8 protein-coding genes and 1 tRNA gene are annotated in these 13,607 nt (G+C 61.9%); 4 read left to right on the top strand and 5 right to left on the bottom strand.

The genetic code is table 11. The features are described 5' to 3' along the window. Positions 1–154: 154 nt before the first annotated feature. Positions 155–230: transfer RNA gene (locus tag FHX10_RS14785), tRNA-Thr, on the bottom strand. Between the two features lie 157 nt (positions 231–387). Between FHX10_RS14785 and FHX10_RS14780 the strand changes: the two genes are divergently transcribed. The 3 genes from FHX10_RS14780 to FHX10_RS14770 are packed head-to-tail and all read left to right on the top strand — an operon-like array spanning position 388 to position 2,729. Further along, the gene (locus FHX10_RS14780; protein ID WP_047616590.1) at positions 388–1,161 is read left to right on the top strand and encodes an NAD kinase; all 774 of its coding nucleotides are present in this window, start codon (positions 388–390) and stop codon (positions 1,159–1,161) included. A gap of 4 nt (positions 1,162–1,165) precedes the next feature. Continuing rightward, entirely contained in the window at positions 1,166–1,675 is a 510-nt protein-coding gene (locus tag FHX10_RS14775; protein WP_184389546.1) for a hypothetical protein, read from the top strand. A gap of 34 nt (positions 1,676–1,709) precedes the next feature. Then, positions 1,710–2,729, top strand: coding sequence for an alpha/beta hydrolase family protein (locus FHX10_RS14770; RefSeq protein ID WP_097543045.1), 1,020 nt, complete (start codon positions 1,710–1,712; stop codon positions 2,727–2,729). Positions 2,730–2,783: 54 nt separating this feature from the next. Here FHX10_RS14770 and prfB read toward each other — a convergent pair. The 3 genes from prfB to FHX10_RS14755 form a co-directional block, all read right to left on the bottom strand. Further along, positions 2,784–3,915, bottom strand: a protein-coding gene (gene prfB / locus FHX10_RS14765) for a peptide chain release factor 2 (protein ID WP_164735935.1) whose coding sequence is annotated in 2 segments (ribosomal slippage) — positions 2,784–3,845 and positions 3,847–3,915 — 1,131 coding nt in all. Because the reading frame shifts where the segments join, the coding sequence is not laid out codon by codon here. A gap of 158 nt (positions 3,916–4,073) precedes the next feature. Further along, positions 4,074–6,533, bottom strand: a complete 2,460-nt coding sequence (locus FHX10_RS14760) for a penicillin-binding protein 1A (RefSeq protein WP_047616584.1) — start codon at positions 6,531–6,533, stop codon at positions 4,074–4,076. Between the two features lie 362 nt (positions 6,534–6,895). Then, a complete protein-coding gene (locus tag FHX10_RS14755) occupies positions 6,896–8,152 on the bottom strand; it encodes an N-acetylmuramoyl-L-alanine amidase (RefSeq protein WP_184389544.1) in 1,257 nt (418 codons plus the stop codon). Positions 8,153–8,774: 622 nt separating this feature from the next. Here FHX10_RS14755 and FHX10_RS14750 point away from each other — a divergent pair. After that, entirely contained in the window at positions 8,775–11,651 is a 2,877-nt protein-coding gene (locus tag FHX10_RS14750; RefSeq protein WP_097543042.1) for a ribonuclease E/G, read from the top strand. Between the two features lie 191 nt (positions 11,652–11,842). Here FHX10_RS14750 and FHX10_RS14745 read toward each other — a convergent pair whose 3' ends face one another. Beyond that, the gene (locus tag FHX10_RS14745; protein WP_184389542.1) at positions 11,843–13,501 is read right to left on the bottom strand and encodes an acyl-CoA dehydrogenase family protein; all 1,659 of its coding nucleotides are present in this window, start codon (positions 13,499–13,501) and stop codon (positions 11,843–11,845) included. Between the last annotated feature and the right edge of the window lie 106 nt (positions 13,502–13,607).

The raw sequence follows: 13,607 nt of genomic DNA, 5'->3' as shown, positions 1-13,607 counted from the left end.
ACGATGCCGAAGAAGCGCCGATATTCCAGCAAGACTGAATCAAAACAAAGCTGTTAACAACTGCAGGGAAAATCGCGGTGGCCCCAGAGTGACCCCAAAAACAAAAACGCTGCGTTGTTCTTTTCAGAATAACGCAGCGTTTTCAGATAATTAGTGGTGCCCCCGGCAGGGTTCGAACCCGCGACCCCCTGATTACAAATCAGGTGCTCTACCAACTGAGCTACAAGGGCAATAATTGCCCAACTAGCAGATTCTATGATTCTGTAAAGGGAAATCCGTGCCTGCGCGAACAGGTCGGCTGCGGCTCAAAACGCTTCGCGGCAGAAAACGTCCTTGTCGTACAAGGCCTTTATCCTTTAGCTAGGACAGCATCATAAAGGGCATTGCATGGGCCGTTCATTTCAGACGCTATCCTTTCTCGCCTCACCAACGACGGAGGCGCTTGCCGCTCGCGAGGAGCTGATTCGCCTCTATGGTGACGTGCCGGCTGACGAAGCCGACGTCATCGTCGCGCTTGGCGGCGACGGTTTCATGCTGCAGACGCTGCACCACACCATGAACTCCGGCAAACTGGTTTACGGCATGAATCGCGGTTCGGTCGGATTCCTGATGAACGATTATCGCACCGAACAGCTTCAGGAACGCATCTGCCTTGCCGTCGAAAACGTCTTCCGGCCATTGCAGATGACGACGGCCAATGCCGACGGCACCAACTCGACGGCGCTGGCCATCAACGAGGTCTATCTTTTTCGCCAGTCCTATCAGGCGGCGAATCTGCGGGTCATGATAGATGGGCGCGTCCGCCTGGAGGAACTCATCTGCGACGGGCTGATGGTGGCGACACCGGCCGGATCGACGGCCTATAATCTTTCCGCCCATGGCCCGATCCTGCCGCTCGAAGCGCCGCTGCTCGCGATGACGCCGGTCAGCGCGTTCAGGCCGCGGCGCTGGAGGGGCGCGCTGCTTCCGAACAAAGTGACCGTCGATATCGACATTCTCGAGCCGGAGAAGCGGCCGGTGAACGCCGTGGCCGACAATACCGAGGTCAAGTCGGTGCTGCATATCCGAATCGCCCAGTCGGAGCATATGACGGCGCGCATCCTCTCCGATCCCGACCGCTCCTGGTCCGACCGTATTCTCGCCGAGCAGTTCAAGGATTGAGACGATGGCCATGCGAGGGATATTGACGACCACCATTTTCCTATTGGGATGGTCGGTCGCAGCCGCCCCGGCGCAGGATGCCATCCTGCCGGCATCGGTGATTTTCGCGACCAGCACCGGCTATTGGGAGGATGACGGCAACGCACCTGATGTCGAGCGGGCGCCGATGGGTGCCGAGAGCGTCGCCAACCCCGAGGGAAAGGCCACCCAGCGCCACGGCTACTACAAGCTCTTTGCCGTCCGCCAGGCCGACAGGACCTCGAAGGTCTACCTGCAGCAGATTGCCCAGACAGAGACCGGCCCGGCGATCGCCTCGACCATCGAACTGCAGGAAATCAGCGACCTGAAGCCTTACGTTACCGATATACGCCCGGAGAATTCGAACGGCATCATGAAGGAGCCGGGGCTGTTTGCCACGATCTATCTGAAGACCGATCCCGCCGCCGAGCCGGATAGCTGGACCGTGCTGATCGACGAATTCGGCGACATCACCGTGGAGAAGGCGACGAATTGAACGGCTGGGAATTGTTCGGAGAGACATCTGGGCGATGAAACTGGGCTATCGCGAGGGCATCCTCTACGACAAGAAGAGGTCGAATTGGGACGCAGCCGGCCCCAGGCCGATCAACTGGTCGCTCTGGTACCCGGCTGCCGATGACGCCCGGGAAAGCGATATAACGGAAAGAAGCTGGTTTCAGAAGGCGACTGTTGCCCGCGATGCGCCCATCCGGCCGGCGGCCCGGCCCTACCCCCTCGTCCTTCTGTCGCACGGCACCGGCGGATCCGCGGCCGGACTGGAGTGGCTGGCGCGACGCCTGGTCGATCGCGGATTTGCAGCGCTCGGCGTCAGCCATCACGGCAATACGGGCATCGAGCCTTATCGCGCCGAAGGCTTTGCCTGCCTTTGGGAGCGGGCGCCCGACCTCAGCTACATGCTCGACCATAGCGATGACTGGCTCGGCGATCTCTCGGGCCATATCGAAACGGCCCGCGTGTTTGCGGCCGGATTTTCGGCTGGAGCCTATAGCGTGATGCTGCTGCTTGGTGCTGTCGCCCAGTTCTCGCAGTTTGACCCGTCCCGGATGAAATCCGGTGGTTCGCGCGGACCAAGGGAATTTCCCGACCTGGCCGACCATATCCCGACATTGCTGCGCACCAGCGATGTGTTTCGCGATTCATGGTCGCGCGTGTCGCAGTCCTACCGTGACGAGAGAATCAAGGCCGCGCTCGTCTGCGCGCCGGGCCGGTCCGTTCTCTGTTTCAGCGAGGAAAGCCTGAAGGCCGTCGATGCGCCCACCCTTATCCTGGTCGGCGATGCCGACACGGCGGCACCGGCGGAGGAATGTTCGTCATGGCTGCATGCACGGCTGCGACGCAGTCGTCTTAGAATCTTCGGCGGCGGCCTTGGACATTATGTCTTCGTGCCGGAGGGCACGGCGCTCGGCCTCGCCTTTGCCGCAGAACTCTTTACCGATCCCCCGGGCATCGAACGCGCCGCCATTCATGACGAGATTGCCGATCTGTCGGCCGCGCTGTTTCACGACAGCGACGTCAGCGCCATGGTCTGAACAAAGAAAAGCCCCGTCTCCGGGGCCTTCGTGTCTCGATTCTGCTGTACCCTATCAGTCGACATCCTCGACAACCGCGTCCGCGGCGCCGCTGATGCGGTGGGCAAGGGCCGCTTCCATGAACTCGTTCAGATCACCGTCGAGCACATCATCCGGGGCGCTGCTGGCGACGCCGGTGCGCAGGTCCTTCACCAACTGGTAGGGCTGCAGTACGTAGGAGCGAATCTGGTGGCCCCAGCCGATATCCGTCTTGGAGGCGGCTTCGGCGTTGGCGGCGTCCTCACGCTTCTTCAGTTCCGCTTCGTACATGCGGGCACGCAGCATGTCCCACGCCTTGGCGCGGTTCTTGTGCTGCGAACGCTCCTGCTGGCACTGCACGACGATACCGGTCGGGATATGCGTGATGCGCACGGCCGAGTCGGTGGTGTTGACGTGCTGGCCGCCGGCGCCCGACGAACGATAGGTATCGATGCGGCAGTCGCTTTCGTTGATCTCGATCTGGATCGAGTCGTCGACAACCGGATAGACCCAGATCGACGAGAATGAGGTGTGGCGGCGCGCATTGCTGTCGTAAGGCGAGATGCGCACCAGCCGGTGCACGCCCGATTCCGTCTTCAGCCAGCCATAGGCATTGTGGCCCTTGACGAGCAGGGTCGCGGATTTGATGCCCGCTTCTTCGCCGTCATGGACTTCGAGAAGCTCGACCTTGAAACGCTGGCGTTCGGCCCAGCGGGTGTACATGCGCAACAGCATGTTGGCCCAGTCCTGGCTTTCGGTACCGCCGGCGCCGGAATGGACTTCGAGATAGGTGTCGTTGCTATCGGCTTCGCCGGAGAGCATCGCCTCCACCTGGCGGCGGGCGGCCTCGGCCTTCAAGGCCTTCAGCGTGTCCTCGGCTTCCTTGACGACGCCCTGGTCGCCCTCTTCCTCGCCAAGCTCGATCAGCTCGATATTGTCGTTCAGCTGCTGTTCGAGCTGCTTGACGCCGTTGATGCCGTCATCGAGCTGCTGGCGCTCGCGCATCAGCTTCTGCGCTTCCTGTGCATCGTTCCAGAGGTTCGGATCCTCTGCCTTGTTGTTCAACCAGTCCAGTCGTCTTATCGCCTGGTCCCAGTCAAAGATGCCTCCTCAGCAGGGTGATAGCCTGCTTGGTTTCATCGACTACGTTTTCGATTTCCGCTCGCATTTTCCGCTTCTCTGCTCGGTCTCTTCAAGTGCTGGTTTACGTCTTTGTTTCACGCAATTCCGGACGCAAAACCGCTGCGCACTTTTGCTGGAAATGCTCTAGAGACGCCCGCCGCGGATGTAAAGGGCCGCGGCAAGCGTTCCAAAATTCGGCGACGGTCAGAACAGGCCGGGCGTTCCGGTCTGGACGGCTTGGTTGGCCTGCGGCGAGGTCTTCAGGATCTCCTCCGGCGCCATGGTGCTGTCCATGCCGATGACGGAGAAGCTGTCGGCCGGGCCGGTGCCGGGCTTGAAAGCCTCGACAATGGTGTTCGGATCGCCGTCCGCGGCCGCCATGCCGGTCTTGCGGTCGATCGGGATCAGGTTCATGCCGGGCGGGATGACGAATTTGGATTCCGGCGTATCCTTGACGGCGGCCTGCATGAATTCGTTGAAGATCGGGGCGGAGAGACCGCCGCCGGTGCCGCCGCGGCCGAGCGGGGCCGGCGTATCGAAGCCCATATAGAGGCCGGCAACCAGATCCGGCGTGAAGCCGACGAACCAGGCATCCTTCTCGTCGTTGGTGGTGCCGGTCTTGCCGGCGACGTCGCGGCCGCCGAGGTCGATCTTGCCGGCGGCGGTGCCGCGCTGGATGACGCCCTGCATCATCGAGGTGATCTGGTAGGCGGTCATCGGGTCGAGAACGGTTTCGCGATTGTCGACGACATTCGGCTCTTCCTGGTTTTGCCAGTCACCGGCATTGCAGCCCTCGCACAGACGCTCCTCATGCTTGAAGATCGTCTTGCCATAGCGGTCCTGAATACGGTCGATCAATGTCGGCTTGATCTGCTTGCCGCCATTGGCGATGACCGAATAGGCCGAGACCATGCGCAGCACCGTCGTGTCGCCGGCGCCGAGCGACATGGAGAGAACCGGCAGCATGTGATCGTAGATGCCGAAGCGCTCTGCATATTCGGCGACGATGTTCATGCCGAGATCGTTGGCGAGGCGCACCGTCATCAGGTTGCGCGAATGCTCGATGCCCGAGCGCAGCGTCGAGGGCCCGCCGACTTCGCCGCCGTAGTTTTCCGGCTTCCAGACCTGGCCGCCCGACACGATCTCGATCGGCGCATCCATGATGACGGAGGCCGGCGTATAACCATTGTCCATCGCCGCCGCATAGACGAAGGGCTTGAACGAGGAGCCCGGCTGGCGCATCGCCTGGGTGGCGCGGTTGAATTCGGACTGCGAGTAGGAGAAGCCGCCGACCATGGCCAGCACGCGGCCGGTCTTCGGGTCCATGGCGACCAGGCCGCCCTGCACCTTCGGCGGCTGCTGCAGGCGGTAGGAGGTCGAGGCGTCGTCGCCGAGCTTTGCGACATAAACGACGTCGCCGGGGGCCAGGACGCCGACCGGCGACTTCGCGGTCTTGCGGGCGCCGTCGGCCGAACGGAAGGCCCACTGCATGTTCTTGGCATCGATCGTGCCGCGTTGACGCTCAGCCGCGACCTTGCCGCTTCCATCCTTGGCCGGCTGCAGGCCGATGTCGACATTGCTGTCGGACACGGCGAGCACGACGGCAAGCCGCCATTCCGGCACGTCGGACAGTGCGGGGATATCGGCAAGCGCCTTGCCCCAGTCACCGCTCGCATCGATCTGCTTGAGGGGGCCGTGGAAACCTCGGCGCTCGTCATAGGTGACCAGACCGTCCTGCAGCGCCTTGCGGGCAGCGAGCTGCATCTGCGGATCGAGCGACGTGCGCACTGAAAGGCCACCCTCATAGAGAACCTTTTCGCCATATTGGTCGATCAGCTGGCGACGCACGGCTTCGGCGAAATAATCCGATGCAAAGAGCGACGGGCCGGTCGTGCGGGCGGTGACGCCGAGCGGCTGCTTCTTGGCTTCCTCACCGTCGCTCTGGCTGACATAGCCGTTCTCGACCATGCGGTCGATCACCCAGTTGCGGCGCTCGAGCGCAGCTTCCGGGTGGCGGAAAGGATGATAATTGGCGGGCCCCTTCGGCAGCGAGGCCAGGTAGGCTGCCTCGGCGACGGTCAGTTCGGTGACGGATTTGTTGAAATAGGTGAGTGCTGCGCCGGCGATGCCGTAGGAATTCAGGCCGAAGAAAATCTCGTTCAGGTAGAGTTCGAGGATCTTGTCCTTGCTGTAGGCCTGCTCGATGCGGAAGGAGAGGATCGCTTCCTTGATCTTGCGGTCGATCGTCTGGTCCGAGCTCAAAAGGAAGTTCTTGGCGACCTGCTGGGTAATGGTGGAGGCGCCGACCGGACGGCGGCCGGAGCCGAAATTCTGCAGGTTGACGAGGATTGCGCGGCCGAGACCGGTAAGATCGACGCCCGGGTGATTGTAGAAATTCTTATCTTCGGCCGACAGGAAAGCGGCCTTCACGCGGTCGGGAATGGCCTGGATCGGCAGGAAAAGACGCTTTTCCTTGGCGTATTCGGCCATCAGGGCGCCGTTGCCGGCATGAACGCGGGTGGTCACCGGCGGCGCGTAGCTGTTCAGAACGGCATAGTCCGGCAGATCCCTGGCGACATTGGTGATATAGATGGCAACACCCGCCGCCGCGACCAGAAACAGGACGCAGGCCATTCCGAAGAAATATCCAAAAAGTCTAACCATATTTCAGCTACCGGTCTTTTCGATCTTCAATCGGCGCAGACGCAACGATTGCATGGATCAAGGCAATTTGCACGTTGCGCGGCTTACTCCATGAGCGTTACCGCCACAAGCCGATTCCGCGCCTCAGGCCTACGAAACATAAGCCGGAGTAACGGCGCGAATGTGAGCAAAATAGGGCTCTGCCCGCCGCATTCACCGCTGCAGCAGCGTTTCATTAGAACTGTCACATCCAAGCAACGCCGTCGCCGCCGCCAATCTGAGGCATCTTGCTCAGAACTTGATTCATGTGACGCGCTTTAAGTCGTTGTTTTTTATGCATATCGCCATGCCACAACCCGCTACAGCTCTTTGCGTGGCATTGATTAGCCGCCATTCGCCATGACGGCGGCGCGGTATCGCTTCACTGCGTCGGTCAAGAGACCGGCGATCTTGTCGCGCCAGGTCTCGTCGAGCAGCAGTTTCTCGTCATCGGCATTCGAGAGGAAGCCGAGCTCGAGAAGGATCGACGGCACGTCAGGGGCCTGCAGCACGCGAAAGCCGGCGTGACGGTGTGGATTGTTGATGGTGCCAACCTGATCCTTGAAGGAATTCAGCACGCTCTCGGCCAGCGAGATCGAAAAGGCCTGGGTCTCGCGCCGGGTCAGATCGAGCAGGATGTCTGCGACCTCGGGCGGCTCGGCGACCGTCTCCTTGCCCGCGATCTGGTCGGAAAGGTTTTCACGATCGGCAAGGTCGGCGGCGAGCTTGTCGGATGCCTTGTCGGAGATCGTGTAGACGGTCGCGCCGCGGATATCTTTCTGCTTCAGCGTGTCGGCATGCAGGGAAATGAACAGGCCGGCATGGTTCTGGCGGGCGATCAGCACGCGCTGCGAAAGCGACAGGAACTCGTCATCCTCGCGCGTCAGGAAAGCCTTGATGCCCGGTTCCTTGTTCAACCGGTCGGTCAGCGCCTTGGCGAAGGCGAGCGTTACCTGCTTTTCCTCGGTCTTGGTGTCGACGCCGATCGCGCCGGTATCGATGCCGCCATGGCCGGCATCGACGGCGATGACGAAATCGCCGGGAGCGGCTTTCTCAGGCGCCGGAATGGCGCTGGTCGTCTGGTCCGCCTCAGTTTGATCGTTCCAGGATTGGGTCTTCACCAGCTCGGCAAAGGCCTGCTTGTCGATCATCTCGGCATCGAGCACGAGGCGATGCCCCTTGCCTGCCTCGTCGGCCTGCACTTTGGCGAGCGCCAGCTTCACCGGCCTTGCCGTCGTCAGCACGATGCGGGCGCTTTCCTCGTCCATCTTGCCGTAACGGATGTCCTTGAACAGGCCGCGGGCGGCAAGATCCTTCGCCGGAAAGCCGAAGGCGGTGGCCGGCAGGTCGACGACGATGCGTTCCGGATTGGCGATATAGTGGACGGAGAAGCGCGGTTCGCGATCGAAGTCGATGACGATGCGGGTCCTGGCGTCGTCGCCGACGATGCGCGCACCATAGGCGAGCAGCGGATCTCCGGCTTCGACGGAGTCGGCAACGGCCAGGAGGCTGGCGGCCAGAAGCATTGCCGTCAGAACCCGCCTTGCGAATGTCGATCGCCGCGCTGCGGATTTCGCCGCGATCCGAGCCCTCTTATACAATAAACCGCCACACCCTATTTGAATTGCCATGAACCCGACGCGGCTGCAGCGAACGTCCCCGTGACGAAACACCCGTTAGCCTGCCGAATCGCGATCACTTTATCCCCAGCTTCTATGCGTTACGAAATCCATCAATATTATGGCACATTTGGCTTTTCCCTTGCTATTGTGACACAGAAAACATACAACGAATTTCAGGGTAAAGTGTTGACGGGATAGAGTCGCCGCAAAGGCTGCCAGCCAGATCAGGACCTGGCGCCACATCGGTCATCGTCCGCCGTCTCATGCGCTTCATCCCTAGAACTGGATCCTGATTTTCCGGCTTATTGTCGGAATTCATTGGTGGATCAGCCACCACGCTCTCAGGGAGCAAACTCATCGGACCCGAACGGGTCTTCGTATTTGTCGATCACGCTTGGTTGTTGATGGTTTCGCAGCAGGTTTTATCTGAAGTGTACAGGCCCCGGACCGAAATGGTTCCGGCTGCTGTCTGGCTGCTGCCCTCCCCCTCGCATCAGGCGCGACTTTCATTATCCGGCGCGGCTACAGTGGACCGCATTCTTTCTGTTTCAACAGCAGTCGGGAATGCGCTCTCGCGGCCACGCCGAGGAGCACAGCTTACATGGCAGACAAAATGCTTATCGATGCGTCTCACGAGGAAGAGACGCGCGTCGTTGTCGTTCGCGGGAACCGCATAGAAGAATTTGACTTCGAGTCCCAGCACAAGAAGCAGATCCGCGGCAACATCTATCTTGCAAAGGTAACGAGGGTCGAGCCCTCGCTGCAAGCCGCCTTCGTCGATTACGGCGGCAACCGGCACGGCTTCCTGGCCTTCGCCGAAATCCATCCCGACTATTACCAGATACCGCTTGCCGATCGTCAGGCACTGCTTCGTGCCGAAGCCGAGGAGCATCGCCGCGACGAAGATGTCGAGCATGTCGAAACCGCGCCGATGGTCGATCTTTCCAAGCAGGATCAGCCGGATGTCGGCATCGTTCCGGCAAAGGCGCCGGAAGCGGCTGCCGTAACGGAAGAGACGACAGCGGCAGAGGCCGCGGCATCGCCCGAGGCCGCAGACGAAGCGCCGGCCAAGAAGGCAAGGCCGCGCCGCAGCCGCAAGAAGGTGACCGAACCGGTCGCCGAAACGACCGCGACCGAGGACGCCGTTCCCACAGACGTCGAAGCCGAAGGCGCTTCGACCGTCGACAACGAGGATGACGGCTCGACCGGCGGCGCGATGGCCGCCATGGTGGAAACCGACGAGATTTCCGAGGACGTCGATACCAGCAAGCGTCGCCACGATGATGATGACGACGATGACGATCACGGCGAAGAGGAAGTCATCGAATCCGTCGGCGCCGAAGACGCGATGGAAGAAGTGCCGGACCGCGTGCAGCGCAAGCCGCGCAAGCAGTACCGCATCCAGGAAGTCATCAAGCGCCGCCAGATCCTGCTCGTGCAGGTCGCCAAGGAAGAGCGCGGCAACAAGGGTGCAGCCCTTACCACCTATCTCTCGCTCGCCGGCCGCTATTCCGTCTTGATGCCGAACACGGCGCGCGGCGGCGGCATTTCCCGCAAGATCACCAACCCTGCCGACCGCAAGCGCCTGAAGGAAATCGCGCGCATGCTCGAGGTACCTCAGGGCATGGGCGTCATTCTTCGCACCGCCGGCGCCAACCGCACCAAGGTCGAGGTCAAGCGCGACTTCGAATATCTGATGCGCCTGTGGGAGAACGTACGCACGCTGACGCTGGCGTCCACCGCTCCCTGCCTCGTCTATGAGGAAGGCTCGCTGATCAAGCGCTCGATCCGCGACCTCTACAACAAGGACATCAGCGAGATCATCGTTGCCGGCGAAGACGGCTATCGTGAAGCGAAAGACTTCATGAAGATGCTGATGCCGAGCCACGCCAAGGTGGTTCAGCCCTATCGCGACATCCACCCGATCTTCTCGCGCTCGGGCATCGAAGCCCAGCTCGACCGCATGCTGCAGCCGCAGGTGACCCTGCGTTCCGGCGGCTACCTGATCATGAACCAGACGGAAGCGCTGGTTTCGATCGACGTCAACTCCGGCCGCTCGACGCGCGAACACTCAATCGAGGATACCGCGCTGCAGACGAACCTCGAAGCCGCGGAAGAAATCGCCCGCCAGCTTCGCCTGCGCGACCTTGCCGGCCTGATCGTCATCGACTTCATCGACATGGAAGAAAAGCGCAACAACCGCGCCGTCGAGAAGAAGCTGAAGGAATGCCTGAAGAACGACCGCGCCCGCATCCAGGTCGGCCGGATCTCGCATTTCGGCCTGCTCGAAATGTCGCGCCAGCGCATCCGCGCTTCGGTTCTCGAATCGACCACGCAGGTGTGCTCGCATTGCGGCGGCACCGGCCATGTGCGTTCGCAGTCCTCCGTCGCGCTGCATGTGCTGCGCGGCATCGAGGAATATCTGCTGAAGAACACCACGCACAACATCACCGTGCGCACCACTCCTGACATCGCGCTCTATTTGCTCAACCACAAGCGCCAGACGATCATCGATTACGAAAGCCGTTTCGGCGTCGCGATCGTCATCGACGCGGACGGTTCGGTCGGTGCGCAGCATTTCGCGATCGATCGCGGCGAAGCCGTGGAAAACCCGGTCAAGATCGAAACACTCTTCAACTTCGCAGCCATTCCCGAGGATGACGACGACGATATCGTCATCGAAGTGGATGAAGAGGAAGACGAAGAACTCGAGGAAAAGCCGGCCGCTGCCGAACGCCCCGCAGCAGCGCGCTCGGAAGGCGAAGGTGACAGTAACCGCAAGCGCAAGCGCCGCAGGCGCCGCCGCGGCCGCAACGGCAATGCCGAGCAGCCGGTATCGGCAGCAGGCGAAGCCGGTGACGAGGATGAGGATGGCGACGACGAGGGCGGCGAAGGTGATGAAAACACCGAAGCCACACCCGAGACGCGCGCTGAAAGCGAGGAATCGCAGCGCCGCAAGCGCCGCCGTCGCGGCAAGCGTGGCGGTCGCCGCAATCGCGCCGAGGATGGCTCCGAGCTGACGGCCGGCGAAGCCGGTGAAGACAATGGCGGCGACGAGGACGAAGGTGACGACGTTTCGAACGACGGCGCTCCTGGTGAAGCCGTAGCTGTCGAGGCGATTGCCGAGCAGGCTGACGAAGCTCAGCCCGCGATGGCAGCCGTCGAGAGCGCAGTGGTCATCACCGAAGATGTGAAGCCCGCCCGCAGCCGCGGCCGCCGCAAACCGGCGGCAGCGCCGGTCGAGGAACCGGTGGCGGAGACCGCACCTGTGGTCGAGGCAGAACCGGAGTTGGTGGAAGCCTCCGCCGATCTCGAAACATCAGTCCAGGAAGAGGCAAAGCCGGTTCGCGCCAACCGCGAATCCAATATCTCCTCCTCCGAGCCGACGGTGAAATCCACCACCCGCGTCGAGAATGGCGACGGCGATGACGGCAAGCCGAAGAAAGCCGGCTGGTGGCAGCGCCGTGGCTTCTTCTGAACGCTGATTTTCGGACGTAAACACTGAAATCCGGCCGCGGCGACGCGGCCGGATTTTCGTTTATGGCGATAGCGTGGGGAGTAGAAATGGGCGGCACTTTGCCACTGTGTACCGCAAGCGAGACGGCATAGAGCGCTTCACTATCGCTCGGCTCGACGCCGGCGAAGAGCGACCATCATCCCCGGTTGCGATCAGGCCGCCGGCGGATAGAGCAAGTCGACGATGTAGCTGGCGTCGAAACGGGAATCGAGCATGCCGTAAGTGGAGCGCCAGCCGCCGGCAAGGCGCGTCTCGATGAAGGCATCGGCAATGCGCCCGGCGCCCAGCCGATAGAGTTCGGCGGCACCGGCAGCCAGCGCCAGTTGCTCGACAAGCAGGCGCGCGGCGCCCTCGTCCTGTTCACACAGCGCGATTGCGGCGCGCAACACGTCGATCGTCTTCTTGCCGGCAGGGCCGAGATCGCGGGCAAGGCCGGCGAAGACGGTTTCGAACAGATCCTTGCCACGGTTGAGCACACGCAGCACGTCGAGCGCCATGACGTTGCCGGAGCCTTCCCAGATGGCGTTGACGGGCGCCTCGCGGTAATGGCGGGCGATCGGGCGATCTTCGATGTAGCCGTTGCCGCCGATGCATTCCATCGCCTCGTAGATCAGCGCCGGCGCGATCTTGCAGCACCAGTATTTGGCGACCGGCGTCATGACGCGGGCATAGGCCGCCTCCTCGGCATTGCCGCGCGCCTTGTCGAAGGCGTCGGCAAGACGGAAGGACAGCGCCGTCGCGGCGGCGACATCGAGCGCCATGTCGGCGAGCACGCGCGTCATGATCGGCTGGTTGACCAGCATCTTACCGAAGACGCTGCGGCCGCGGGTGTGATGCACGGCTTCGGCAAGCGAGGCGCGCATGATGCCCGATGAGGCCAGCGCACAGTCGAGCCTGGTCAGCGTCACCATATCGAGGATGGTGCGGATGCCGGCATCCGGACCGCCGAGCAGGAAACCGAATGTGTCTGTAAACTCGACCTCGGAAGAGGCGTTGGAGCGGTTGCCGACCTTGTCCTTCAACCGCTGGAACTGCAACCCGTTGGCGGAACCATCTTCCAGAAGGCGCGGCACGAGAAAGGAACCCATGCCCTCCTTCGTCTGCGCCAGCATGATGAAGGCATCGCTCATCGGCGCGGACATGAACCATTTGTGGCCGGACAGCCGGTAGATACCCTCGCTGACCTTTTCGGCAGCGGTCCTGTTGGCGCGCACATCCGTGCCGCCCTGCTTTTCCGTCATGCCCATGCCGATGGTCACGGCGGATTTCTGCATGGCGGGCTTGTTCGACGAATCATATTTGCGCGAGAGGATCTTTGGCGCCCAGTCCTTTTGGACAGCGGGCGAAGCCGACAGCGCCGCAACCGAGGCGCTGGTCATCGTCAGCGGGCAGAGATGGCCGGATTCCAGCTGTGACGTCAGATAAAACCGCGCGGCGCGAACCTTGTGCGCCTCATCCTTGGCCTCGGTATCGGCCTGCGGGTCCCAGACGGAGGAATGCAGCCCGACCGACATGGAGCGGCGCATCAGCGCGTGCCAGGCGGGATGGAACTCGACGACGTCGAGGCGCTCACCGCGCGGACCATGGGTGCGCAGCTGCGGCGCGCCCTGGTTGGCCATGCGCGCCAGTTCCTGCGCCTCCGGCGAGGTGACGTAGCGGCCCATATTTTCCAGGTCTTCGCGGATGCCGCGCGGGAGGGCCGCCGTCAGGTCGACGATCAGCGGATCGGATCGATAGGCGTTGATGCCGGACCACAGGCTCGGCTGGTTGAGTTCTGCGAGTTTGTCGTCAGTCCGGTTGGCGGAGGTCATAATTCGCTTCTAGTGTAAGAACCCGGCAAAGGGAAACCGGAAGTTATGATTCGGTTCATTCTGCTCTATCGGAATTCGGGCGAAAATGCATGGGGACATAAGCCTT

Source organism: Rhizobium sp. BK591 (assembly GCF_014195045.1).
Taxonomy (GTDB): domain Bacteria; phylum Pseudomonadota; class Alphaproteobacteria; order Rhizobiales; family Rhizobiaceae; genus Rhizobium; species Rhizobium anhuiense.
Note: the sequence above shows the minus strand (reverse complement) of the source record. Positions and strands in the feature narration are given on the sequence as shown.

Bases quoted from the DNA above. Each gene is read 5' to 3' on its own strand.
- FHX10_RS14780 (WP_047616590.1), top strand. From the start codon at position 388: ATGGGCCGTTCATTTCAGACGCTATCCTTTCTCGCCTCACCAACGACG.
- FHX10_RS14775 (WP_184389546.1), top strand. From the start codon at position 1,166: ATGGCCATGCGAGGGATATTGACGACCACCATTTTCCTATTGGGATGG.
- FHX10_RS14770 (WP_097543045.1), top strand. From the start codon at position 1,710: ATGAAACTGGGCTATCGCGAGGGCATCCTCTACGACAAGAAGAGGTCG.
- FHX10_RS14760 (WP_047616584.1), bottom strand. From the start codon at position 6,533: ATGGTTAGACTTTTTGGATATTTCTTCGGAATGGCCTGCGTCCTGTTT.
- FHX10_RS14750 (WP_097543042.1), top strand. From the start codon at position 8,775: ATGGCAGACAAAATGCTTATCGATGCGTCTCACGAGGAAGAGACGCGC.
- FHX10_RS14745 (WP_184389542.1), bottom strand. From the start codon at position 13,501: ATGACCTCCGCCAACCGGACTGACGACAAACTCGCAGAACTCAACCAG.